Raw genomic sequence first — 22,651 nt, 5'->3', positions numbered from 1 at the left:
CTGCGCTATGCTTCGCGCCTTTACGCTTTAGCGATTTTTACAGTCAAGAAAACGTCTGTAACAGCACGTAAAATATCCGATGCTGCATGCAGGGCATGGCGCTTCTTCGGTTCAGTCTGGGTTTTAGGGGTGGTGGATGGGGCAGGCAAGTAGTCACGCGGCAGACGCCGGGCATTCGGCCGCAAAGCCGATCGGCATGTTGGTTGCGGCAGTCGGGGTGGTTTACGGCGATATCGGTACGAGCCCGTTGTACACCCTCAAGGAAGTGTTTTCCGGAGGCTATGGCGTACCCGTCACCCATGACGGCGTGTTGGGCATCCTCGCCCTGATTTTCTGGTCGCTGATCTGGGTCGTCTCGATCAAGTACATGATGTTCGTCCTGCGTGCGGACAACCAGGGCGAGGGCGGAATCATGGCCTTGACCGCCCTGGCTCGTCGGGCGGCGGCCGGGCACCCGAAGCTGCGCACCTTGCTGGTGGTCTGCGGCTTGATCGGTGCGGCGCTTTTTTACGGGGACAGCATGATCACCCCGGCGATTTCCGTGCTGTCGGCGATTGAAGGGCTGGGGCTGGCCTTCGATGGCATCGACCACTGGGTGGTGCCGCTCTCGCTGATCGTGCTGGTGGCGTTGTTCCTGATCCAGCGCCACGGTACGGCGCGCATCGGCATCCTTTTTGGGCCAATCATGGTCACCTGGTTTGTAGTGCTGGGGGCGCTGGGAGTCTACGGGATCCTGCAATACCCGCAGGTGTTGGAGGCAATGAACCCGATATGGGGCGTGCGGTTCTTCATTGTCCATCCAGGCATGGGTGTAGCGATCCTCGGGGCGGTGGTGCTGGCGCTGACCGGTGCCGAAGCGCTGTACGCCGACATGGGCCACTTCGGCCGCAAGCCGATTGCCCGTGCCTGGTTCATCCTGGTGCTGCCGGCGCTGGTGCTCAACTACTTCGGTCAGGGCGCATTGCTGCTCGGTGATCCGGAGGCGGCGCGCAACCCGTTTTATCTGTTGGCGCCGAGCTGGGCGCTGATCCCGCTTGTCGGCCTGTCGACCCTGGCCACGGTGATTGCCTCGCAGGCGGTGATTTCAGGCGCCTTTTCCCTGACCCGACAAGCCATTCAGCTGGGTTACATCCCGCGCATGCACATCCAGCACACTTCAAGCGCCGAACAGGGCCAGATCTACATCGGTGCGGTGAACTGGTCGCTGATGGTGGGCGTCGTCCTGCTGGTGCTCGGCTTTGAGTCGTCCGGCGCCCTGGCCTCGGCCTATGGCGTGGCGGTGACCGGGACCATGCTGATGACCACTATCCTGGTATCCGCCGTGATCCTCTTGCTGTGGAAATGGCCACCGCTGCTGGCGGTCCCGTTGCTGCTCGGCTTCTTGCTGGTGGACGGCCTGTACTTCGCCGCCAACGTGCCAAAAATTGTCCAGGGCGGCGCCTTCCCGGTGATTGCCGGTATCGCCCTGTTCATATTGATGACCACCTGGAAGCGCGGCAAGCAGCTGCTGGTGGAGCGTATGGACGAAGGCGGGCTGCCTTTGCCAATCTTCATTGCCAGCATCCGTGTGCAACCTCCGCACCGCGTCCAGGGCACCGCCGTGTTCCTCACGGCTCGCCCGGACGCCGTGCCCCACGCGCTGTTGCATAACCTGTTGCACAACCAGGTGCTGCACGAGCAGGTGGTGCTGCTGACCGTGGTCTACGAAGACATCCCACGGGTACCGCCCACCCGGCGCTTCGAGGTCGAAGCCCACGGCGAAGGCTTCTTCCGGGTGATCCTGCACTTCGGCTTCGTCGATGAGCCGGACGTGCCGCAGGCGCTGAAGTTGTGCCACCTCGAAGACCTGGATTTCAGCCCGATGCGCACCACCTACTTCCTGAGCCGCGAAACCGTCATCGCCTCCAAACTGGAAGGCATGGCCCGCTGGCGCGAAGGCTTGTTCGCCTTCATGTTGAAGAACGCCAATGGCAACCTGCGCTTCTTCAACCTGCCGCTGAACCGGGTGATCGAGCTGGGGACGCAGGTGGAGATGTAGCGCTTGCTCCCCACAAAAGCCCCCGTTGCCTCATCGGTAACGAGGGCTTTTTGTGGGGCGACGTACATTCCCTGTAGGAGCGAGCATGCTCGCGATGGTCTTCAACGATGACACGGGCAGCCTGATACCCCGCGGTGCCCCGGCCTCCATCGCGAGCATGCTCGCTCCTACAGGGAATGGGATCGAACCGAGACTATCCCGTCAAAAACAAGCGCAACAGACATCAAAGTGCCCCAAAAGCGAGATTCGGAGTTGACCTACAAGGTCCTGGGGCGTCATCCGATATTTTGATGTCGGAAATAAACGCACCCTTCGCTGCGCCCATGCAAGCTCGGCTGTCTCGCTTGCGATGCGCGATATTCAGCGCGATACTCTATGCATAATTGTGCGTGGAAATTCGCGTAAGCAAAGAGAGGCAAACATGACGGCATTACTAGAGCGCGCGGACCAGGCCATATCGGTCACTGCGATGGTCAGGGGGTTCAGCGCAAGGCTCAAGGACATCTCCAGCCGCGCCACAGAGCGCCTGGTGATTTTCAAGGACAACCAACCAGCTGCGGTCATCATCAACGTCGATGCCTATCAGGAAATGCTCGACGAACTTGAAGACCTTCGGATTGAGGCCGCTGCGAGGGAACGGCTCAGCGGTTTTGACCCAGCCAAGGCAGTAAGCCATGACGCGATGCGGGCACGGTACGCCAAGAAGGAATGAGGTTCAGCAAAACCAAAAGCCCCCGTTGCCGAATAGGTAGCGGGGGCTTTTGTCGTTCGGTGAGGCTCTCTGTAGGAGCGAGCTTGCTCGCGATGGAGGTCCCGGCACCGCGGGGTGTCAGATTGCCCGCGTTATCGTTGACGACCATCGCGAGCAAGCTCGCTCCTACAGGGGAATCGATCAGCCGTTATTTTTGCGTTTCGTCTTTTTTGCGTGCAGGCGAGGGCGTCAGCACTTTCACCACATCATCCACCAAGGCTTTGCTCATTTGCGCCAGGTAATGCGCGGCCCAGGCGTGTCGGTCGGAATCTCGGCCGTAGGCGGCGTCTTCGGTCAGGCCCTTGGCGAGGAACAGGAAATCGGAGGCCATGGACAGTGCGTCGCTCAAGGGGACGTCGCGGGTGACGTGGAACAGGGGTTGGTTGGCGCAGTAGATGAGGGGCGTCAGGCCGATGGTTTTGAGTTCTGTGGGTGAAGGCTTGCTCATGTGAATCTCCTAAGCTGAGAGAGCCGCCCCATTCGTTTCCAAGCAAATGGGTGGCAGCTATGCGCAGGTTGGAAACCGGGAGCTTAGGAAACCGGCACGTCCGAAGACGTCCCACGCACAGCCGCCATGAGAGAAGATCGCAGACGCGAAGGTCTGTCGTCATGCAGGGCACGTTGTTGCTTAAGCTAGTCGGGTTTCCAAGCCCGATCGCTGAAACGTCAGCGACGAACCGAGACTATCCCGTCAAAAACGAGCGCAACAGACATCAAAGTGCCCAAAAAGCGAGATTCGGAGTTTGCCTACAAGGTGCTGGGGCGTCATCCGATATTTCGGTTTCTGAATAAATCAAACACAACAAAAAGCCCCCGCTGCCGAGCTGGCAAGCGGGGGCTTTTTGTTGTGCACGTTCCTCTGTAGGAGCGAGCTTGCTCGCGATACGGCCCAGGCACCGCGGGGTGTCAGGTCGCCCTCGTTATCGTTGACGATCATCGCGAGCAAGCTCGCTCCTACAGGGGGTGGGGCGGATTACTCTTCGGCCACCTTGGTCTGGCGCTTCTCGATCACGTCGACAAGGCGTTGGGCCAGTTTCGGGTAGTTTTCGTCGAAGTGGTGGCCGCCAGGCAGTTTGATCGCTTCGCCCACGGCGGTTTTGTCGGTGCAACCGCTTTCGTCGGTTTCTTCTTCGCCGTAGATGCACACCACTTTTTCAGCCGGCAGCTTGGCCATTTCCGGGCCGGTGGCGGCTTCTTTACCAGCGTTGCCGAGCCAGCCTTCGACTTCGATTTCGAAGCTGCCGGTGCGGGCGAAGGCCAGCAGGATGATTGCATCGACGCGCTGCTGCTCCGACTCCGGCAGGCGGTTGTAGATGGCGGGCAGGACGTCGGCGCCGAAGGAGTAGCCAGTCAGGATGAAGCGCTTGGTGCCCCATTTCTGCCGGTAGTGCTGCATCAGTTCGGTCAAGTCCAGGGCGCTTTGCTCCGGGCTCTTGTGCTGCCAGTAGTAGCGCAGGGTGTCGATGCCGACCACCGGATAGCCGATCTTGGCCATTTCGCCGGCCACGTCGCGGTCCAGGTCGCGCCAGCCGCCGTCGCCGGAAAGGAACAGGGTGACGGTGTCTTTCGCCTGGCCGGCCGGTACTTCGACCACCGGGATCTGCAGGCCGCCGGCTTCCTTGTCGCCGCCAACGAGGATTTTGCGCAGTTCGTTGTTCAGCACTTGCGGCAGGTTGATGTCGTAGTCGCTGATGCTGGTTTCTGCGTTCGGTTGATCGCGCACGAAGCCCGCGCTCGCGTCGTCCGGGTTGTCGTTCCACGCCACCAGCCAGTGGCCGTGGGAGGCACTTTTCGGCAGCAGGTGCGTGCAGCCGGGTTTTTCCAGCGCCAGATCAACGGAAACGGCCTGGGCCTTGTCGTCTTTCTGTTCCGACAACCAGCGCCAGGCCAGCACGGCGCCGGGGCCGATGCCGCTGACCAGGGTCGCTGGGCCCTTGAGCTCGCGCAGTCCCGTTTGCAGGGCGCGGCTTTGCAGCAGGCATTCCTTGGGCAGGATCACCTGGACGATCTGCGCCGAGCCGCTGCGGCTGAGCGTGGTCAGTTGCTTGTCGTTGAGTTTCTGTTCTTCGGTCACCGCCACCAGCACTTGTGCGCGTGGCGTGTTGCCGGGGATGACGCGGGTCAGGACGGTCCCGTCGGCCGCAGTCAGTTGTTCGAGGGTCGGTTCTGGCGCCGGGCGTTTGAGGTACCAGTATCCGCCACCGAGGATCAGGGCCAGCACGATCAGGGTGCCCAAAACGTAGCGCAAGGAGCGTTGAATCATCAGCGTTTCACCAATCCAGTCAAGCCGCCCGCAATCAGGGCGGCAGTGTCGGCCAAGGCTACCAGCGGATCGAGTCCGGCGGGTACGGCCATATAACGGGGTTCCCAGTCAGGCTGGAACTTGTCTTTGAAGCGGCGCAAGCCTTGGAAATTGTAGAGCTGCTCACCACGGCGGAAGACCATCGAGCCCAGGCGCTGGGTCAGCGGTGCACCGCGACGGGGTTGCAGCCCCGACAGGGGAACCATGCCCAGGCTGAAACGCGCGTATCCGTGACTCTTATAATGTTGGATCAGGCCGACCATCATGAACTCCATGGTCAGCTTGGGGGCGTCGGGGTGGGCACGCATCAGGTCAAGGCTGGCCAAGTCATGGCCGTAGGTCTCGAGCAGGTTGGCGAATGCCACCGGGCGCCCTTCGAAGCGAATCACCGCGACGCGGAAATATTTGAGGTAGTCATCGCTGAAACGACCGAGGGAGAACCCTTTCTCGCGCACGTTCTTGCCGGTCAGCCACGCATCGGAAATCACCTTGAGCTCATCCATCGGCGCCTGGCCCGGTTCGAAGATTTCCAACGACAGGCCGTCGCGTGTGCCTCGGTTCCAGGTGTAGCGCAGGTCCTTCATCTCCTTGCCCTTGGCTTCGAGATCGAAGCGCTGCAGATCGACCCGGGCTTCTTCACCGAGCTTGATCGCGGTCAGGCCGATGTCCATGTAGTACGGCAGGTTCTCCGCACGCACCTGATAGAACACCGGACGAGCGTGGTGCAGGTCGCACAGGTCGCGGAACTGCCAGATCATTTCCGCCCGTTGCTGGGTCGGGCCGATCGGGTCGTACAGGGCCACCAGGCTGCGCCCGCGACGGGCGTACATCAGGAACGCCTCGTCGTTGGGGTGGAACAGCAACGCCTTGTCACCGGTCAGCGCCAGTCCGCCGTCCGGTTGGGCCGAGGCCATGAGGATTTTGTGTGCACGTTTCAGTTCGTCGGACGTCGGCAGGTGAATGATCGGTCGCGCGGTGCGCAGTAGCCAGGTCAGGGAGACGATCATCAGCAGCACAGCGGCGCCAAGCAGCGATCGCAGACCACGGGGGGCATCGGCGTCGAGGGTGAACTGCCACCACAGTTGATGGCTGTAGGGCACGTCCTGGTAGGCGAACAGCAGCAGCCAGATCGAAGCGCCGAGCACGCACAGACTTGCCACCAGAAACAGCGGTGAAAACGGCAATTCGGTCAAGCGACTGGGGCGATAGAAGGAGCGGCGAAATACACCGAGCAGTGCGGCCGTCAGGGTCATCAGGCTGGCTTCTTCCCAGTCAAAGCCCTTGAGTAGCGACAGCACCGCACCCACCAGCAACAGAATGGTGGTCAGCATCCACGCGGCGGACAGACGCCGCCGCAGGCCTTGGGCGAGCAACAGGCATAGCACCCCAACCAGGCTGGCGCCGAAGTGCGAAACGTCGACCAGTCTGTGCGGGATCAGAAAACCGATGTGTTCCAGGCGCGTGTCGATTTCCGGGGTCACGCCGGAGAAGAGGAGCACCACGCCAGACAGAAATACCAGCACCGCGAGGATGGGGGCCGCCAGGCCAGACGCTGCGCGCAAGGACTGGCGGGTCTGGAACAGGCGCTGACCTTCGTTGATCAACAGCAGAAGGCTCGCCACCAGCAATGGCAACACCACGTAGATCAGGCGATAGAGCAGCAGGGCGGCGGCCAGCGGCGCGGCGCCGAGTTTGTCGGCGAACGCGGCCAGCAGGATAGCCTCAAACACGCCAACGCCGCCGGGGACGTGACTGAGTACCCCGGCAGCGAGTGCCAGCAGATACACCAGCAGGAACGCACCGAAAGGCGGCGCCTCCGGCAGTAACAGATAGAGCACCGTCGCGGCGGCGGCCACGTCGAGCGCGGTAATGACCAGTTGCAGGAAGGTCAGGCGACGGCCGGGCAAGCGCAACGTACGGCGGCCGATCTTGACCAGCAGGCTGTCCCTGAAAGGTTGCTCGGCAAGGCGACGGCGATAAACGCCAATGGCCAGTACGCAGAAGAGCAGCAGAACCGCGAGGGCAACCGAACCGAGCAGAGTCTGGGACAGACCCAGGGCCGTGGAAGCGCCTGACAGGTTGCTCAATGTGGCCAATGCTGCCAGCGGTGGTAACGCGCAGCCGAGAGAAAGACTGGCAAACAGCGTCATGCGCGCGACATCTGCCGCGCCCAGGCCATGACGCGCGTACAACCGATAGCGGACCGAGCCGCCGGAGAGCATCGACAGGCCGATGGCGTTGCCGATGGCGAAGGCCGTGAAGCCGCCCAGCGCAAGGATGCGTGGTGCCAGCGTCACACCGGCATATCGGCTGGCCGACCATTCGTAACCCAGCAGAATCACGAAGCCCACCGCAGTCGCCGCGAATGCACCCAGTAAAGCAGGTTTGGGGATATCGAGAATCGAATCGTGCAGAGCGTATAGATCGAGTTCGCTCAGCAGGTGGCGACAGGCAATCAGCGCGATCGCGAACAACAGCAAGGTGATCGCCAGGCCGATCGGCTGACGATACTTGCTGACCAGATCAAGCAGGCGCAAACGCTCGGCCTTGATAGGTTGTGTCGCGGTGACGGGGTCTTGTGGATCAGACGAGTTGGCGCGCATCAATCACCTCTTGGATTGTGCGCGACAGGATGGGGGTATCCAGCCAAGTAACCAATCCCTGTAGAAAAAAATAATCACAAATTTTAACGCTTCTCACCGCTGTTCGGCGATGGCGTGTCATCTGGCTTACACGTTGGACCTGCACATCAGGATAGCCTGATCCCGGCAGGGCGTTATCGGTGAGCGCATCATAGAAGAATGACAGGTCATTGTTGCGAAAGGACTTTTTCAACAGACACAAAAAAGGCCACTCTTTCGAGTGGCCTTTCTTGATGTTGGTTGCGGGAGCCGGATTTGAACCGACGACCTTCGGGTTATGAGCCCGACGAGCTACCAGGCTGCTCCATCCCGCGTCTGTGAGGCGGCATTCTATAGAAGAACGACAGGGTGTCAACCGTTAATATGCCGCTGAGTCAAATAAGTGCTGAAAAGCGGCAAACGGTCGCAGGGCTGGCTTAAGTTTCGGAATCAGAACGATTTATCGTGTAGAGCAGAAAACAGGCGCGCACAAAAAAGGCCATTCTTTCGAATGACCTTTTTTGATGTTTGGTTGCGGGAGCCGGATTTGAACCGACGACCTTCGGGTTATGAGCCCGACGAGCTACCAGGCTGCTCCATCCCGCGTCTGTGAGGCGGCATTCTACAGAGGAACGCGGGTGTGTCAACCCTCAAGCAGTAAAAAACCCTTTTTGGTTCAATTGGTTAGCTTGGCTGGTAAACGGTATAAAGGGCGCAGGGGCCGCAGGAGCAAGGGTTTCAGCTCTATTGGTGGCGATCTTTTGATTGAAAAAATAAATTCATCTGCGAATTTTCCCACCGATCAGAAAGAACATTCAGACTACTGGTGCTATATACAGTTGTCGGTGAGATACTGCCAGCCCGTGAGGCCTTGTCTTCTTTTCTCCGCCATGAACACTGCTTTTCCATGACTCAGCGAAAAATCATCCACGTCGATTGTGACTGCTTCTACGCCGCCATCGAGATGCGTGACGATCCGCGCCTGGCCGGCAAACCCCTGGCGGTGGGTGGCTCGGCGGATCGGCGCGGGGTGATTGCCACTTGCAACTATGAGGCCCGGGCCTATGGCGTGCGCTCGGCCATGTCGTCCGGACATGCGCTGAAGCTGTGTCCGGACCTGACTATCGTCAAGCCCCGTATGGACGCCTACCGGGAAGCGTCGAAGGAAATTCACACGATCTTTCGCGTTTACACCGATCTGATCGAACCGCTTTCCCTGGATGAGGCTTATCTGGACGTGTCCGACAGCGCCCACTTCAATGGCAGTGCCACGCGTATCGCCCAGGACATTCGTCGACGGGTTTCCAACCAGTTGCACATCACGGTCTCGGCGGGCGTTGCGCCCAACAAGTTTTTGGCCAAGATTGCCAGCGACTGGAAGAAACCCAATGGCTTGTTCGTCATCACACCCGATCAGGTCGATGACTTTGTCAGTGGATTGCCCGTCAGCAAGTTGCACGGCGTCGGTAAAGTGACCGCCGAAAAACTGAGCCGCCTGGGTATTGTCGATTGTTCTCAACTGCGCGAATGGGACAAGTTGGCCCTGGTGCGCGAATTCGGCAGTTTTGGCGAGCGACTGTGGAGCCTTGCCCGAGGGATTGATGAGCGGTTGGTACACAACGACAATCGGCGTCAGTCGATCAGCGTCGAAAACACCTACGACACAGACTTGCCGGATCTTAAGAGCTGCCTGGCCAAATTGCCCGAATTGATGGAAACACTGGCCGGACGCATGGCGCGGATCGACAACAGCTATCGACCGGGCAAGCCGTTCGTCAAAGTGAAGTTTCATGACTTCACTCAGACCACCATGGAACAGGCCGGGGCAGGGCGGGACCTGGGCAGTTTTCAGCTGTTGCTGACCCAGGCATTCAATCGCGGTGGCAAGCCCGTGCGGTTGTTGGGGATTGGAGTGCGGCTGGAGGATTTGCGGGGCGGGTTCGAGCAGATGGAGTTGTTTGAACGGTAGATTTGCGGTGCTCTTCGGGGCCTGATCGCGGGCAAGCCCGCTCCTGCAGGTTTCACCGATCTCCTGTAGGAGCGGGCTTGCCCGCGATGTTTTTTAGGGGTTAGTTAACCCCAGGATCCGCCACCAACCGCCCACCATCCCTGGCCAGTGACTTCATGAACTCGGTCTGCAATTCGGGATCGTTGCGCGTCAGTTCAATCAGGCTCTGCTCCAGCTCGCTGGCTTCTTCTTCCAGGCCCAGCTCCGACAGGCGCTTGACCCGGTGCACCCACTGGCTCACTTCACCGTCTTCGAGGTCGTCGTAAATCAGCCCGTGGGCTTCCAGCAGCTTGCCGCGCAGCGAACTGCTGACAGCCAGAGACGAGTCGGTGTGGACGTCGTCCTGGCTGTCTTCGACGCTGATCAGCAAGCGCGTCAGGTGATTGATGTCGCGCTCGGCGAACGGGCTGTCCAGCAGGTTCAGGCGCAATACGCCGTTCTTGTCGGTACTGAGCTCGAACGTTTCCTTGCCCGCCTTGACCTCAACGGGGCGCTCGCTCCACGGCAGGCTCGAGTACTCGGTGCGCTTGTCGCGCTGGACTTCGTCGATGCCGGCGAGGTTCTGCTGCGCCCGGCCATGGGACGGCGCATTCATGAACGGGTTGAGCCCGGCGATGCCGTAGCTGAACCAGTCCTTGGTAACACTATCAGGCAGGTTGCCGAGGGCGAACACGTTGACCACGTTCGCGCCGACGCCGGCCACCACAGCCACCGCGCCCAACGGAATCTCGTAGACTTCCCGCCAGGGCTGGTAAGGCGTGTAGCGATCGTAACGCCGCGTCACTTCGAACTCGGTGACTTCGAAGGTCTTTTGCTCGTGGATCTTCACCCGGCGTTGCGGCAGCTCAAGCACCTTGGGCTCACCGACATCGATCTGCAGGCGGTGGTCGAGCAGTTTGCGCTCGACACGTTCCTCGTGCTCGCTGCGTTGCGACATGTGGTTGGCACAGCCGCTGACCAGCAGGGCGCCGCACAGGGCGGCGCCACCGAGGCCTAAGGTGTTTCGCTTGAACATGACGTCTCTATCTGGTTTCAGCGGCGGATACGGGCCTGAAGGAACGACAGCACGTCAGCGACCGGCAGCGCTTGCGGCTCGGCCTCGGTACGGCTCTTGTATTCCAGGTTGCCTTCGGCGAGACCGCGGTCACTGACCACGATCCGGTGAGGAATGCCGATCAGCTCCATGTCCGCGAACTTGATGCCCGGGCTGGTTTTTTTGTCGCGGTCGTCCAGCAGCACTTCGAAGCCGGCGGCGGTCAGTTGCGCGTACAACGTGTCGGTGGCTTCGCGAACCTGCTCTGTTTCGTAGCGCAGCGGTACCAGGGCGATCTGGAACGGCGCCAGGGCGTCGCTCCAGATGATCCCTTTGTCATCGTTGTTCTGCTCGATGGCGGCGGCGACAACGCGGGATACGCCGATGCCGTAGCAGCCCATTTCCAGGGTCACCGGCTTGCCGTTCTCGCCCAGCACTTCGCACTTCATCGCCTGGCTGTACTTGTTGCCCAGCTGGAAGATATGTCCGACTTCGATGCCGCGCTTGATTTCCAGGGTGCCCTTGCCGTCCGGGCTTGGGTCACCGCTGACCACGTTGCGCAGGTCGGCCACGGTCGGAACCGGCAGGTCGCGCTCCCAGTTCACGCCGAAGTAGTGCTTGTCGTCGATGTTCGCGCCAATACCGAAATCGCTCATCAACTCGACGGAGCGGTCGATGATGATCGGCAGTGGCAGGTTCAACGGGCCGAGCGAGCCGGCGCCGGCGCCAATGGCGTCACGCAGTTCGGCATCGCTGGCCATGACCAGCGGGCTGGCCACGCCTGGTTGGTTGGCGGCCTTGATTTCGTTGAGTTCGTGATCGCCGCGGATGATCAGCGCGATCAGCTTGCCTTCTTCTTCGGCGTGCACGATCAAGGTCTTGATGGTCTTTTCAATCGGCAGATTGAATTTTTCCACCAGTGCGGCAATGGTCTTGGTGTCCGGGGTGTCCACCAGACGCAGCTCTTCGGCTGGCGCTGGGCGGGATGTTTCCCGTGGCACGGCCTCGGCTTTTTCGATGTTCGCCGCGTAGTCGGAACCGTTGCTGAACACGATGTCGTCTTCGCCGGACTCGGCCAGCACGTGGAACTCATGGGAGCCGGCGCCGCCGATGGAACCGTTGTCCGCTTCAACCGGACGGAATTTCAGGCCCAGGCGCGTGAACACGTTGCAGTAGGCCTGGTGCATGCGGTCATAGGTGACCTGCAGCGACGCCAGGTCTGCGTGGAACGAATAGGCATCCTTCATGATGAATTCGCGGCCGCGCATCAAACCAAAGCGTGGACGGATTTCGTCACGGAATTTGGTCTGGATCTGATACAAGTTGATCGGCAGCTGCTTGTAGCTGCTCAACTCGTTGCGCATCAGGTCGGTGATCACTTCTTCGTGGGTCGGGCCGGCGCAAAAGTCACGACCGTGGCGATCCTTGAAGCGCAGCAGTTCGGGGCCGTATTCTTCCCAACGACCGGATTCCTGCCACAGCTCAGCCGGTTGGGTGCTCGGCATCAACACTTCCAGAGAGCCTGCTGCGTCCATTTCTTCGCGCACGATGGCTTCGACCTTGCGCATCACTCGCAAGCCCATCGGCAGCCAGGTGTACAGGCCGGAGGCGAGTTTGCGGATCATGCCAGCGCGCAGCATCAGCTGATGGCTGATCACGACCGCATCGGAAGGCGTTTCTTTCTGTGTGGCAAGCAAAAATTGACTGGTGCGCATGGTTGGCCGCTATCGATTGCTGATGACGAGAAATGACGGGGCATTGTACGGGCGTGTTCCGCTGACGTACAGGCGTACGGTCGCTGGCATGGCGGGCGGCCGGGAATCTGCGCGCCCGTTGCAATGCTTGTTGCGTATAAGCCTCAGGATTCTTCTGCGACTTGCGTGGGGGCGGGCTCGGGCGTAGGTGTCGGACCTTCGCGGCGGCTCTCCTGGAACCAGTGCAGGGCAATCAAAACCAGCGTCGGAACACCGAGCAGCGCGGTGATCAGGAAGAAATTGTGATAACCGAACTTTTCCACCATGACCCCTGAGTAACCACCGATCAGGCGCGGCAACAGCAACATGATAGAGCTGAGCAAGGCGTATTGAGTGGCGGAGAACTTGAGGTTGGTCAAGCTCGACAGGTAGGCGACGAATGCCGACGTCGCCAGGCCCGAGCTGAAATTGTCCAGGGAAATGGTCACGATCAGCATGTTCAGGTTGGCGCCCATGTCGGCGAGCATCAGAAACAGCAGGTTGGTCGCCGCTGACGCAGCGCCGCCGATGAACAGGATCGGCAGGATGCCGAATCGCACGATCAGCAGGCCGCCCATGCCGGCGCCGACGAGGGTCATGATCAGGCCGAAGATCTTGCTGACGCTGGCGATCTGATCCTTGGTGAAACCCTGGTCGATGTAGAAAACGTTGGCCATCACGCCCATGACCGTGTCCGACATCCGATACGTGGCGATCAGCCCGAGCAGCAGCAGCGCTTGCCAGCGGTAGCGCAGGATGAAGTCGTTGACCGGCGTCAGTACCGGCGCGAGGGCCACGGCGTCCCATGGATGACAGGCACAGGGCGGTGAGCGTGATGTAGAGGATGGCACGCAGGAACGCGCGATCTTCGAGCAGCAGGTCGAGCACGCTGACACCGCCGAACAGCACACTGGCGAAGTCTGTGTTGTACAGCTGCGTAAAGGTTGCCGGCACGGAAACCAGCAGCACGATCAACACGAAGACCGAGGCCAGTTGATGCACGAAGCTGTAGCGCCCGGCCTGAAGTTGTGTGCGTAACGGCACCGGCGGCTCGCGCATGAACAGCGAGGTCAAAAGCGCCGGCACCATCAGTGCGCCAAACAGCAGGTAAGTGCCGGCCCATGCCGAGTGCTTGTAATTGAAGCCCGTGGAGCCAAAACCCTCGGCAAAGTACAGCGCACCGGCCGTAGCCAGCAGTGCCGCCACTCGATAACCGGACATGTAGCTGGCAGCGAGCGCAGCCTGGCGGCTGTCATCGGCGATTTCCAGGCGATAGGCGTCGACTGCAATGTCCTGCGTCGCCGAGGCAAAGGCCACGACTACTGCGATGGCGATCAACCAGGAGAGGTGTTTTTGTGGGTCGCAGAATCCCATGCCGATCAGACCCAGGATCACCAGCGCTTGCGAGAGCACCAGCCACGAGCGTCGACGGCCGAGTTTGCCGAGCAGCGGCAGGCGCCATTGGTCGAGGAGCGGCGACCAGACCCATTTGAAGGCGTAGGCCAGGCCAATCAGGCTTGCATAGCCGATGGTTTCGCGAGCCACACCGGCTTCACGCAACCAGACCGACAGCGTCGAAAACACCAGCATGTAAGGCAGGCCGGCGGCGAAACCAAGCAACAGCAGCACAAGTGTCGAAGGGCTGGCATAGGCAGCAAGCGCGGCGCGCCAGGTTTTACGGGGCATGGGCTGAAGTCTGCCTCAAAATTCGGAAACAAAGCGCGCACTCTAACCGCTGTGCTCTACCGGGCGCCAGCCATGACGCTGAATATCAACACGATTATTCAGGACACTGATGCCTTCGTCGCGTAATCGTGCCCGCTGTTCATCACCTGAAGGGCTGCCCGCAGGAAGGCTGATCCGGCCGCCCGCGCCCATCACCCGGTGCCAGGGTAGCTTGGTGTCTGCGGGCAGTTGGCTCAAGGTCCGGCCGACCCAGCGCGCCGCGCGTCCCAGCCCCGCCAGCTCGGCAAGCTGACCATAACTCACCACTTTGCCCTCCGGGACTTGCGCCAGGGTCAGATAGAGCGCCGTGCGTCGGATTTGCGCAGCGCTTTCGGTTTCGGCGGTGGGTTCGGCCACGTCGTGCTTCCTGAAAAAGATTCACATCACCGTTCGTAGGGTAATGCGCTGATCGGCAATTGAGAAATGAACTCAATAGAAAACGTCGGGTCAGTCGTTGCTAGGGTCTTATCCCTGCGGATAATGCCGACTTTTTTCGCAAACTTGAGCCTTTATTTTGCTTATGGTTTCCAGAACTCTGCTGTGCCTCGCTGTCCTCGGTGCTTCCACACCCCTGCTCGCCGATACCGTCTGGTTAAAGAACGGTGACAAGCTGAGCGGCAAGATCACCTTGTTCGATGGCGGCAAACTCTTGATCCAGACCGAGTACGCCGGAGCGGTGCCGATCGACTGGAAACAGGTGAAAACCCTGGAGAGCGATCAGCAATTGCTGGTCAAGCAGGACGCCTACACCGGCGAGAAAGCCAAGTCGCTGAAGTCGGCGGAAGACGGCAAGGTTACCCTCGCCAATGGCGACGGACCAAAGACCGTTGAATTGGCGAGTATCCAGCAAATCCTCAAGCCCAAGCCGGTTGTCGAGGACCTGGTGTGGAAGGGCAACATCGACGCGGCGCTGGATTACCAGCGTGCCGAAAAAGACACCGATGACTACGACATCGACTTCAAGACCACCGCACGTCATGGCCGTTGGCGTCATATCGCCGAAGGCGAATACAACCGCGAGTTCCAGGATGACGTGGTGACCACGGACAACTGGCGCGCCGAATACTCCCTGGATCGCTTCCTCACCGACAAATGGTTCTGGCAGGGCAGACTTGTCTACAAGCGTGACAAGGTGGAAGAGCTGTCGCGCCAGCGCACCGTCGGCACAGGTCCTGGTTACCAGTTCTGGGATGATGAACTGGGTGCGTTCTCGCTCGGTTCGCTGATCAACCGCACCGACTATCAATTTGATGATGGCAGCAAGGAGAACTTCTACTCCGTGGCCATGAAGTGGGACTACAACCGCTACCTGATTGGCAAGAAAGTCGAGTTCTTCACCAACGGCGAAGTGGGCAAGCCTCTGTCCGGCGTGGCCGAATACGCGCTGGATGCCGAAATGGGCCTGCGCTACAAGGTCACGGACTGGGCGTCGCTCAACCTCAAGGCCGAGCGTGACATCATCGACGGCACCAATGACGCCGATCTGGACAAGACACGTTACACGGCAGGGTTTGGCGTGACCTGGTAGGCCACTCAAACAAAAAAATCGCGACCCAATGGTCGCGATTTTTTTGCCCGACGAAAACACTCGAGCACAAAAAAGCCCCGCTTTTGAGGGCGGGGCTTTTTACTAAAGCAAGGACAAGTTAGATAACTTGTACTTCTTCAGCTTGCATGCCTTTCTGACCGCGGGTAGCGATGAAAGAAACCTGTTGGCCTTCTTTCAGGCTTTTGAAGCCGTCGGATTGGATAGCTTTGAAGTGAACGAACAGGTCGTCACCGGATTGTGGAGTGATGAAGCCGAAGCCTTTTTCATCGTTGAACCACTTAACGGTACCGGTTTGGCGATTAGACATGGTGTAACTCCTTGAACAAAGATAACTGCGACTCAGGAAGAACCCTGGTCGAGACTGAGTGCAAAGAGCAGGAAAAATTCTTGTAGATGGTTGGATCGAAATTCAACATATCGTGTAGAGATTCTCAGTGACACAAGCAGCACAGTGGCGCCACCTTAACCCTTTTTCTGGAACGTGCCAATGCTTCTTGCGAAGGTTTCTGGGTTTTCGTGACTGACGGTGCGCCGCAATGGCGTAATGCCCCCACTTTTGCACTGGATCGCCGAGAATTGCGCCCGGACTTTGAACCCGGGGCGCGGCCCCGGTAAGATGCCGGACAGATTTTTCACCCTCGCTATTTCAGGACATCGCCATGAGCATCAAATCGGACAAGTGGATTCGCCGCATGGCGCAGGAACACAACATGATCGAGCCTTTCGTCGAGCGCCAGGTGCGCGGCGAGAGCGACAGTCGGGTGATCTCCTTCGGCGTGTCCAGCTATGGCTACGATGTGCGCTGCACCAATAAATTCAAGGTGTTCACCAACATCAACTCGGCCATCGTCGACCCGAAGAACTTCGACGCCGGCAGCTTTGTCGACATCGAAAGCGATGTCTGCATCATCCCGCCGAACTCCTTCGCGCTGGCCAGCACCGTCGAATACTTCCGCATCCCGCGCAACGTATTGACCATCTGCCTGGGCAAGAGCACCTATGCCCGCTGCGGCATCATCGTCAACGTCACCCCGCTGGAACCGGAGTGGGAAGGTCACGTAACCCTCGAGTTCTCGAACACCACCAACCTGCCGGCGAAAATTTACGCCAACGAAGGTGTGGCGCAGATGTTGTTCCTTGAATCCGACGAAGAATGCGAAGTTTCGTACAAGGACCGTGGCGGCAAATATCAGGGCCAACGCGGTGTAACCCTGCCGCGCACCTGATCCTTTCGTCCAGTTCGCGGGAATTCCTGAGCGGGTAGACACTCTATTGGGTGTACTGCCCGGCGCTCGCACAGTGCGCCGGGCCTTTGCTCAGGAGTGCTCTATGAAGATCGATCCGCGAATAAGTGCCGAACTGGCAAGGCTTGAGCCCAATCAGGTTGGCGTTTTGGCCTGGTCCTTATTGGCACATCCTCCGATCAGCATGGCAGGGGGCATCCCCGGTCAGCCTGACCCCGACACACCCAATGAACAACCCACTGAACCGGGTGAGCCAACACTGCCGGATGAGCCGCCGCCTGCGCCTGTGGCGTAGCCGCGCCCCCTGTGGGAGCGAGCTTGCTCGCGATAGCGGAGTGTCAGTCAGCGTGGATACTTCTGACATATCGCTATCGCGAGCAAGCTCGCTCCTACAGAGAGTCACCGACGGGCCATATCTCGTTATCGCCGATAACGAATATTCGACTCCGCTCATCCCGCTCCACCTGATAACCCCCGGTAAAGGCGCCAAACGCGGGCAGCAGGCTGACGCATTCGCCAAACCTGAAGCACGCCAGTCGCAAGCGCTGTCGGCCACGTCCCTGGAGTCGATACACCGGATGCACATGACCGGCCAGCACATGCCGTTGGGGATGGGGTGTGGGCTCATGTTGCAGGGCAAACGGTCCCAACAACATCGGCTCCGGCACCACGCGAATGTCCAGTGAAGCCGGTGGGTCGCCCGCCCGTTTGTCGTGGTTGCCGCGAATCAACGTCATCGGCAGGTCGCGGTGTCGTGCGCGCCACAGGGCCAGGGCGCTGAGTGTGGCGTCGGCATGGGAGCCGGGGCCGTGGAGGAAATCCCCGAGGAAAATCAACTGGCGACACGGCAGGGCGGCCAGGAGCGCATCGAGCACGGCGATGTTGCTTGAAGTGGTGCCCTTTGGCACCGGCTGGCCGAGGCTGCGATAGGCGGCGGCCTTGCCGAAGTGGACGTCGGCAATCAGCAACGCCTCCTGTGCCGGCCAGTACAGGGCTTTTTCCGGCAGCAACCATAGTTCCTCGCCAGCCAGTCGTACGGGGTAGGGCGTGTTCATCAGGCTTTTCCGGTCTCGGCAGTTTTCTCAAGGTCGCTGACCATGCGTCTTATGCGGTCAGCGAGTTTTTCCGAGCTCATGCTCTCGCGCATGCGTTCCACCAGCAGAGGGAAGCCGAGGGGCGTGGGGCGTTTGACTGCATGCACATCGAGTCGCAGGCGACTGATGTGCGTCAGCGTCTGTTCCAGGCGGTCGATATCCAGTTCATTGCGCAGCACTTCTTCCCCGGCTTGCGCCAGCAACAGGTTGCCTGAGTCGTATTGCTTGAACACTTCATAGAACAAGCCGCTGGAAGCCTGGACCTGACGCGTGCTCTTGGGCGCACCGGGATAGCCGGCGAACACCAGCCCGGCTATCCGCGCGATCTCGCGAAATCGCCGCAGCGCCAGCTCACCGGCGTTCAGGCTCGCAAGCACGTCGTGCAGCAAATGGTCGGGACTGAGCAGGGACGAATCAAGGACACGTGACCATTCCACATAGGTCGCGCTCAGCAGCTCCAGTCCGTAATCATTGACCGCAATGGAAAACGTCACGGGCTGCTGCTGGCTGACGCGCCACGCCAGAAGACTGGCCAGCCCCAGGTGTACCTGGCGTCCGGCAAAGGGGTAGAGAAACAGGTGCCAGCCTTCGCGTGATTTCAGGGTTTCGGCCAGCAGACTATTTGTAGTCGGCAATCCTGACCAGCGTTGTTGCACCTCCAGCAGTGGTCGCAATGCCTGCATTTCCGGGCCACTGAACTCGCCTTGCGCCGCAGCACTGAAGCGTGCGACCACCGCCTGCGCCAGTTCGTTGGAAAGCGGCATGCGCCCACCGTTCCAGCGCGGCACCGCGGCTTTCTTCACCGTGCTGCGCTTGACGTAGGCGGTCATGTTTTCCACACGGACCAGTTCCAGCAGGCGTCCGGCAAAGAGAAAGCCGTCACCGGGTTTGAGCCGGGCGATGAAACCTTCCTCCACGCTGCCCAGTTGCTTGCCGCCACCGCCCTTGCTCCAGAACTTCAGATGGATGCTCGCGTCGCTGACAATCGTGCCGATGCTCATGCGATGGCGCCGAGCCAGTCGCGCATCCGGTACACGCCAGACGCCCTGTTCATCCGGTTCGGCCCGGCGGTAATCCGGATAGGCTGTCAGGGAAAGCCCGCCGTGACGTACGAACGCAAGCGCCCACGCCCAATCTTCGCGGGTGAGGTCGCGGTAAGCCCAGGCCGTTCGAACTTCTTCGTACAGCTCATCGGGCAGAAATCCACCGCCCAGCGCCATGCTGACCAGATGTTGCACCAGCACATCCAGTGGTTTATACGGCGATTCCCGAGGCTCGATGCGGCGCTGCGCGACGGCGTCCTTTGCCGCGGCGGCCTCTATCAGTTCCAGGCTGTGGGTGGGCACCAATGTCACCCGCGACACTCGCCCCGGTGCATGGCCAGAGCGGCCCGCCCGCTGCATGAGGCGCGCCACGCCTTTGGCGGAACCGATTTGCAGCACCCGTTCTACCGGTAAAAAATCTACACCCAGGTCCAGGCTGGAGGTGCAGACCACGGCTTTGAGCTGACCGTCCTTGAGTGCCCGCTCCACCCAGTCGCGGGTCTCCCGTGACAACGAGCTGTGATGCAGGGCAATCAACCCGGCCCAATCCGGTCGTGCGTCCAAGAGCGCCTGGTACCAGATCTCCGATTGCGCGCGGGTGTTGGTGAACACCAGGCTGCTCGGGCTCGATTCAACCTCTACCACGACTTGGGGCAACATCTTCAAGCCAATGTGGCCGGCCCAGGGGAAGCGCTCGATGGCGGGCGGCAAGAGGGTGTCGACCTGCAACGTCTTGCTGCTCTGGCCCTGCACGCTGACCCCGCCACCCTGTGGGATCAAAACCTGTTCGGCGTGGGCCTGATTGCCGAGCGTCGCGGAAATGCCCCACACGATCAGTTGCGGGTTCCACCGCCGCAGACGGGCGAGAGCCAGTTGCAACTGAACGCCGCGCTTGTTGCCGAGCAATTCGTGCCACTCGTCAACCACGACCATGCGCAAGGTCGATAAGGCGGTGTGCGAGTCAGCGCGGGCCAGCATCAGCGTGAGGCTTTCCGGTGTGGTAATCAGCACAGTGGGCAGGCGCCGGCTCTGGCGTGCACGTTCACTGCTGCTGGTATCGCCTGTGCGCAGGCCGACGCTCCATGCAATCTGCAAATCCGCCAGCGGCGCTTCCAGTGCCCGGGCGGTGTCGGCGGCCAGAGCGCGCATGGGCGTGATCCACAGTACCGTCAGCGGTTCGGCCGGTGGTTTGCGTTTACGGGGTTTTTCCACGGCAGCGAGGGCAGAGGCGAATCGGTTGAGCGCGGCGAACCACACTGCGTAGGTTTTACCGGCGCCGGTGCTGGCGTGCAGCAATCCCGACTGGCCCTGTTTGACGGCGGCCCACACTTGTTTCTGAAAGGCGAAAGGCTTCCAGCCGCGAGTAGTGAACCAGTGCTTTGCGTAGTCGGGGGAGGTTCCCATGCCGGCGGCGTGTGCTCTGAAGGTGTTCTTTCAGAGACCGCGGGGGGTGGAGGGTGGTTCTACTAAAGTTGTGATGAGGCACAGGATCCTCTGTAGGAGCGAGCATGCTCGCGATGGAGTCATTGACACCGTTGGGTGTCAGGCAGCCAACGTCATCGTTGACGAACCTTCGCGAGCATGCTCGCTCCTACAGGGGGGAGTGTGTTTATTTTAGGTTACCGCTGAGAAACTGCTTCAACCGTTCACTCTTCGGATTGCCCAGCACTTCTTCCGGCGCGCCTTCTTCCTCGACCAGTCCCTGGTGCAGGAACAGCACCTGGTTCGACACCTTGCGGGCGAAGCTCATTTCGTGGGTCACCATGATCATGGTGCGGCCTTCTTCGGCCAGGCCCTGGATCACCCGCAGCACTTCACCGACCAGCTCCGGGTCGAGGGCCGAGGTCGGTTCGTCGAATAGCATCACTTCCGGCTCCATGGCCAGTGCGCGCGCGATGGCCACCCGTTGCTGCTGGCCACCAGACAGGAACGCTGGATACTGGTCCGCTACCCGTGCGGCCAGGCCAACCTTGTCGAGGTAGCGGCGGGCACGTTCCTCGGCTTCCTGCTTGCTGCAACCCAGCACCCGGCGCGGGGCCATGGTGATGTTTTCCAGCACGGTCATGTGGCTCCACAGGTTGAAGTGCTGGAACACCATGGCCAGGCGGGTGCGAATCCGTTGCAGTTCGTCGGCGTCCGCCACGTGCATGCCGTGGCTGTCCTTGACCATGCGGATGTTCTGGCCGTCCAGGGTCATGGCGCCGTCGTTGGGCTGTTCGAGAAAGTTGATGCAGCGCAGGAAGGTACTCTTGCCCGAACCGCTGGCGCCGATCAGGCTGATGACGTCGCCGGTGTTGGCCTTGAGCGACACACCCTTGAGCACCTCATGATCGCCATAGCTTTTGTGCAGGCCTTCAATGGTCAGTTTGTACATGGAGCAGGCATCCTCAAGGCGAAAGTAGGTAACCGCTGCGGTAGGCTTCGGTGCCCGCGACATGGGCGATCACCATGCCGGCAGTGGCCATGCGCCGCAGTGAACGGGCGTACATCAGCCCGGCGATGGTGCAGTGAACAGGGATAACGCGATCGGTGATCGGGTCGATGATCTCGGCGATCAGTTGCCCGGCTTCCAGGTATTCCCCCGGCATGGCCGTGAACACCAGTAAGCCGCCAGCCGGTGTTGCCACGGGCTCCACGGCCGCCAGTGGCGTGGCCGGGTACGGCAGCTCCGGCAGGGGCAGCGGTTCGCCGGCAATGGCGCCGAAATGAATCAGGTAATCGAGCAGCGCCTGGCAGTCGAGACTGGCCAGCGGGTGATTGACGTCACCCTGGCCGCGCAGCTCGACGGTCACGCTGAAGCTGCCCATCGGTATCTCGAAGCGCTCGCCGAAGCGCTCTTGCAATTGCCACCACAGCAGGGTGAAGCACTCGTCGAACGACTGGCCGCCAGAGTCGGTGGCCAACAGGCTGGCTTCCGAGCCGATATAGCGCGCCAGGGGTTCGACCTTCGGCCAGGCCTGCGGCGTGGTGTAGAGATGCGCGACCGCCTCGAAGTCGCAATGCAGGTCGAGCACCATATCGGCGTCGCAGGCCAGGCGTTGCAGGACCAGTCGTTGCGATTGCAATTGGGTGCTGGCGCTTTGGCGGTCCAGGGCACTGCGCAGGCTGCCGCGGATCAGTTCGAGGTTGCGCTGGGGATCGTCGCTGAGCTGGTCCTCGATTTCATTGCCGACTTCCTCGCTCAAATCAACGAACCAGCGGTTGAAGTTCTGCCCGCTCTCCAGCTCGTAGCGGCCTAACGGTACGTCCATCAGGATTTGTTCCAGGCCGACCGGGTTGGCCACTGGCACCAGCACGATTTCGCTGCGCAGGCGGCCGGCGGCTTCAAGCTCCGCCAAGCGCTGCTTGAGGTGCCAGGCGACCAGCATGCCGGGCATTTCATCGGCGTGCAGGGACGCCTGGATGTAGATTTTGCCGCTGGCCGCCTGTGGGCCGAAGTGAAAGCTGTGGATCTGGCGTGCGGTGCCCGGCAGCGGTGCCAGCAGGTCATGGATCTGGTGGTGCATGTGC

The 22,651-nt window shown here is 60.6% G+C and carries 18 protein-coding genes, 2 tRNA genes and 1 pseudogene; 6 read left to right on the top strand and 15 right to left on the bottom strand.

The genetic code is table 11. From position 1 onward, the window contains the following. Positions 1–136 precede the first annotated feature (136 nt). Both AB4N33_RS15830 and AB4N33_RS15825 read left to right on the top strand, forming a co-directional pair. A complete protein-coding gene (locus tag AB4N33_RS15830) occupies positions 137–2,038 on the top strand; it encodes a potassium transporter Kup (protein WP_476457716.1) in 1,902 nt (633 codons plus the stop codon). Between the two features lie 421 nt (positions 2,039–2,459). Then, complete coding sequence (locus AB4N33_RS15825; RefSeq protein ID WP_460117452.1) at positions 2,460–2,750, top strand: type II toxin-antitoxin system Phd/YefM family antitoxin; 291 nt, start codon at positions 2,460–2,462, stop codon at positions 2,748–2,750. Positions 2,751–2,937: 187 nt separating this feature from the next. On the opposite strand, the gene AB4N33_RS15820 is transcribed toward AB4N33_RS15825, so the two are convergent. From AB4N33_RS15820 to AB4N33_RS15795, 6 genes are all read right to left on the bottom strand, one after another. After that, complete coding sequence (locus tag AB4N33_RS15820) at positions 2,938–3,237, bottom strand: DUF3077 domain-containing protein (RefSeq protein WP_476457715.1); 300 nt, start codon at positions 3,235–3,237, stop codon at positions 2,938–2,940. Between the two features lie 525 nt (positions 3,238–3,762). Next, positions 3,763–5,052: a virulence factor family protein gene (locus tag AB4N33_RS15815; RefSeq protein WP_460117448.1), complete on the bottom strand. Its 1,290-nt coding sequence runs from the start codon at positions 5,050–5,052 to the stop codon at positions 3,763–3,765. After that, entirely contained in the window at positions 5,052–7,694 is a 2,643-nt protein-coding gene (mprF, locus tag AB4N33_RS15810; protein ID WP_476457714.1) for a bifunctional lysylphosphatidylglycerol flippase/synthetase MprF, read from the bottom strand. Before mprF ends, AB4N33_RS15815 begins: the two co-directional genes overlap by 1 nt. Beyond that, positions 7,675–7,935 (bottom strand): hypothetical protein, encoded by a 261-nt coding sequence (locus AB4N33_RS15805; RefSeq protein WP_476457713.1) that lies wholly within the window; start codon positions 7,933–7,935, stop codon positions 7,675–7,677. Before AB4N33_RS15805 ends, mprF begins: the two co-directional genes overlap by 20 nt. Positions 7,936–7,970: 35 nt before the next feature. Further along, positions 7,971–8,047, bottom strand: a tRNA-Met gene (locus AB4N33_RS15800). 194 nt (positions 8,048–8,241) lie between these two features. Further along, positions 8,242–8,318 (bottom strand) — tRNA-Met (locus AB4N33_RS15795). Positions 8,319–8,619: 301 nt separating this feature from the next. Here AB4N33_RS15795 and dinB point away from each other — a divergent pair. Continuing rightward, entirely contained in the window at positions 8,620–9,681 is a 1,062-nt protein-coding gene (gene dinB / locus AB4N33_RS15790) for a DNA polymerase IV (RefSeq protein WP_476457712.1), read from the top strand. 100 nt (positions 9,682–9,781) lie between these two features. Here the strand turns inward: dinB and AB4N33_RS15785 are convergent, their stop codons facing one another. The 4 genes and pseudogenes from AB4N33_RS15785 to AB4N33_RS15770 all read right to left on the bottom strand — a co-directional run bounded on the left by AB4N33_RS15785 (position 9,782) and on the right by AB4N33_RS15770 (position 14,568). Further along, positions 9,782–10,735, bottom strand: a complete 954-nt coding sequence (locus tag AB4N33_RS15785) for a hypothetical protein (RefSeq protein ID WP_460117440.1) — start codon at positions 10,733–10,735, stop codon at positions 9,782–9,784. A gap of 17 nt (positions 10,736–10,752) precedes the next feature. Further along, positions 10,753–12,468: a proline--tRNA ligase gene (locus AB4N33_RS15780; RefSeq protein WP_476457711.1), complete on the bottom strand. Its 1,716-nt coding sequence runs from the start codon at positions 12,466–12,468 to the stop codon at positions 10,753–10,755. Positions 12,469–12,611: 143 nt separating this feature from the next. After that, positions 12,612–14,172 (bottom strand): annotated as a pseudogene (locus tag AB4N33_RS15775) (AmpG family muropeptide MFS transporter). 42 nt (positions 14,173–14,214) lie between these two features. Further along, a complete protein-coding gene (locus tag AB4N33_RS15770) occupies positions 14,215–14,568 on the bottom strand; it encodes an MGMT family protein (RefSeq protein ID WP_476457710.1) in 354 nt (117 codons plus the stop codon). 163 nt (positions 14,569–14,731) lie between these two features. Here AB4N33_RS15770 and AB4N33_RS15765 point away from each other — a divergent pair, with 163 nt between their 5' ends. Further along, a complete protein-coding gene (locus tag AB4N33_RS15765) occupies positions 14,732–15,739 on the top strand; it encodes a DUF481 domain-containing protein (protein WP_460117432.1) in 1,008 nt (335 codons plus the stop codon). A 118-nt stretch (positions 15,740–15,857) separates the two neighbouring features. On the opposite strand, the gene AB4N33_RS15760 is transcribed toward AB4N33_RS15765, so the two are convergent. After that, entirely contained in the window at positions 15,858–16,067 is a 210-nt protein-coding gene (locus AB4N33_RS15760; RefSeq protein ID WP_002554837.1) for a cold-shock protein, read from the bottom strand. Positions 16,068–16,419: 352 nt separating this feature from the next. Between AB4N33_RS15760 and dcd the strand changes: the two genes are divergently transcribed. Beyond that, on the top strand, positions 16,420–16,986 hold the full coding sequence (gene dcd, locus AB4N33_RS15755; protein WP_192302454.1) for a dCTP deaminase: 567 nt from the start codon (positions 16,420–16,422) through the stop codon (positions 16,984–16,986). Positions 16,987–17,089: 103 nt separating this feature from the next. Then, entirely contained in the window at positions 17,090–17,299 is a 210-nt protein-coding gene (locus AB4N33_RS15750; protein ID WP_017336784.1) for a hypothetical protein, read from the top strand. 94 nt (positions 17,300–17,393) lie between these two features. On the opposite strand, the gene pdeM is transcribed toward AB4N33_RS15750, so the two are convergent. From pdeM to AB4N33_RS15730, 4 genes are all read right to left on the bottom strand, one after another. Continuing rightward, complete coding sequence (gene pdeM, locus AB4N33_RS15745; RefSeq protein ID WP_476457709.1) at positions 17,394–18,059, bottom strand: ligase-associated DNA damage response endonuclease PdeM; 666 nt, start codon at positions 18,057–18,059, stop codon at positions 17,394–17,396. Beyond that, complete coding sequence (locus AB4N33_RS15740; RefSeq protein WP_476457708.1) at positions 18,059–20,545, bottom strand: ligase-associated DNA damage response DEXH box helicase; 2,487 nt, start codon at positions 20,543–20,545, stop codon at positions 18,059–18,061. Before AB4N33_RS15740 ends, pdeM begins: the two co-directional genes overlap by 1 nt. Positions 20,546–20,750: 205 nt before the next feature. Further along, complete coding sequence (locus tag AB4N33_RS15735) at positions 20,751–21,515, bottom strand: ABC transporter ATP-binding protein (protein WP_368557388.1); 765 nt, start codon at positions 21,513–21,515, stop codon at positions 20,751–20,753. Positions 21,516–21,528: 13 nt separating this feature from the next. Beyond that, positions 21,529–22,647 (bottom strand): succinylglutamate desuccinylase/aspartoacylase family protein, encoded by a 1,119-nt coding sequence (locus AB4N33_RS15730; protein WP_476457707.1) that lies wholly within the window; start codon positions 22,645–22,647, stop codon positions 21,529–21,531. Between the last annotated feature and the right edge of the window lie 4 nt (positions 22,648–22,651).

This window comes from Pseudomonas sp. S1_E05, from assembly GCF_056337105.1.
The sequence above is the reverse complement of the archived record's forward strand: the minus strand, read 5'-3'. Positions and strand labels throughout refer to the sequence as shown.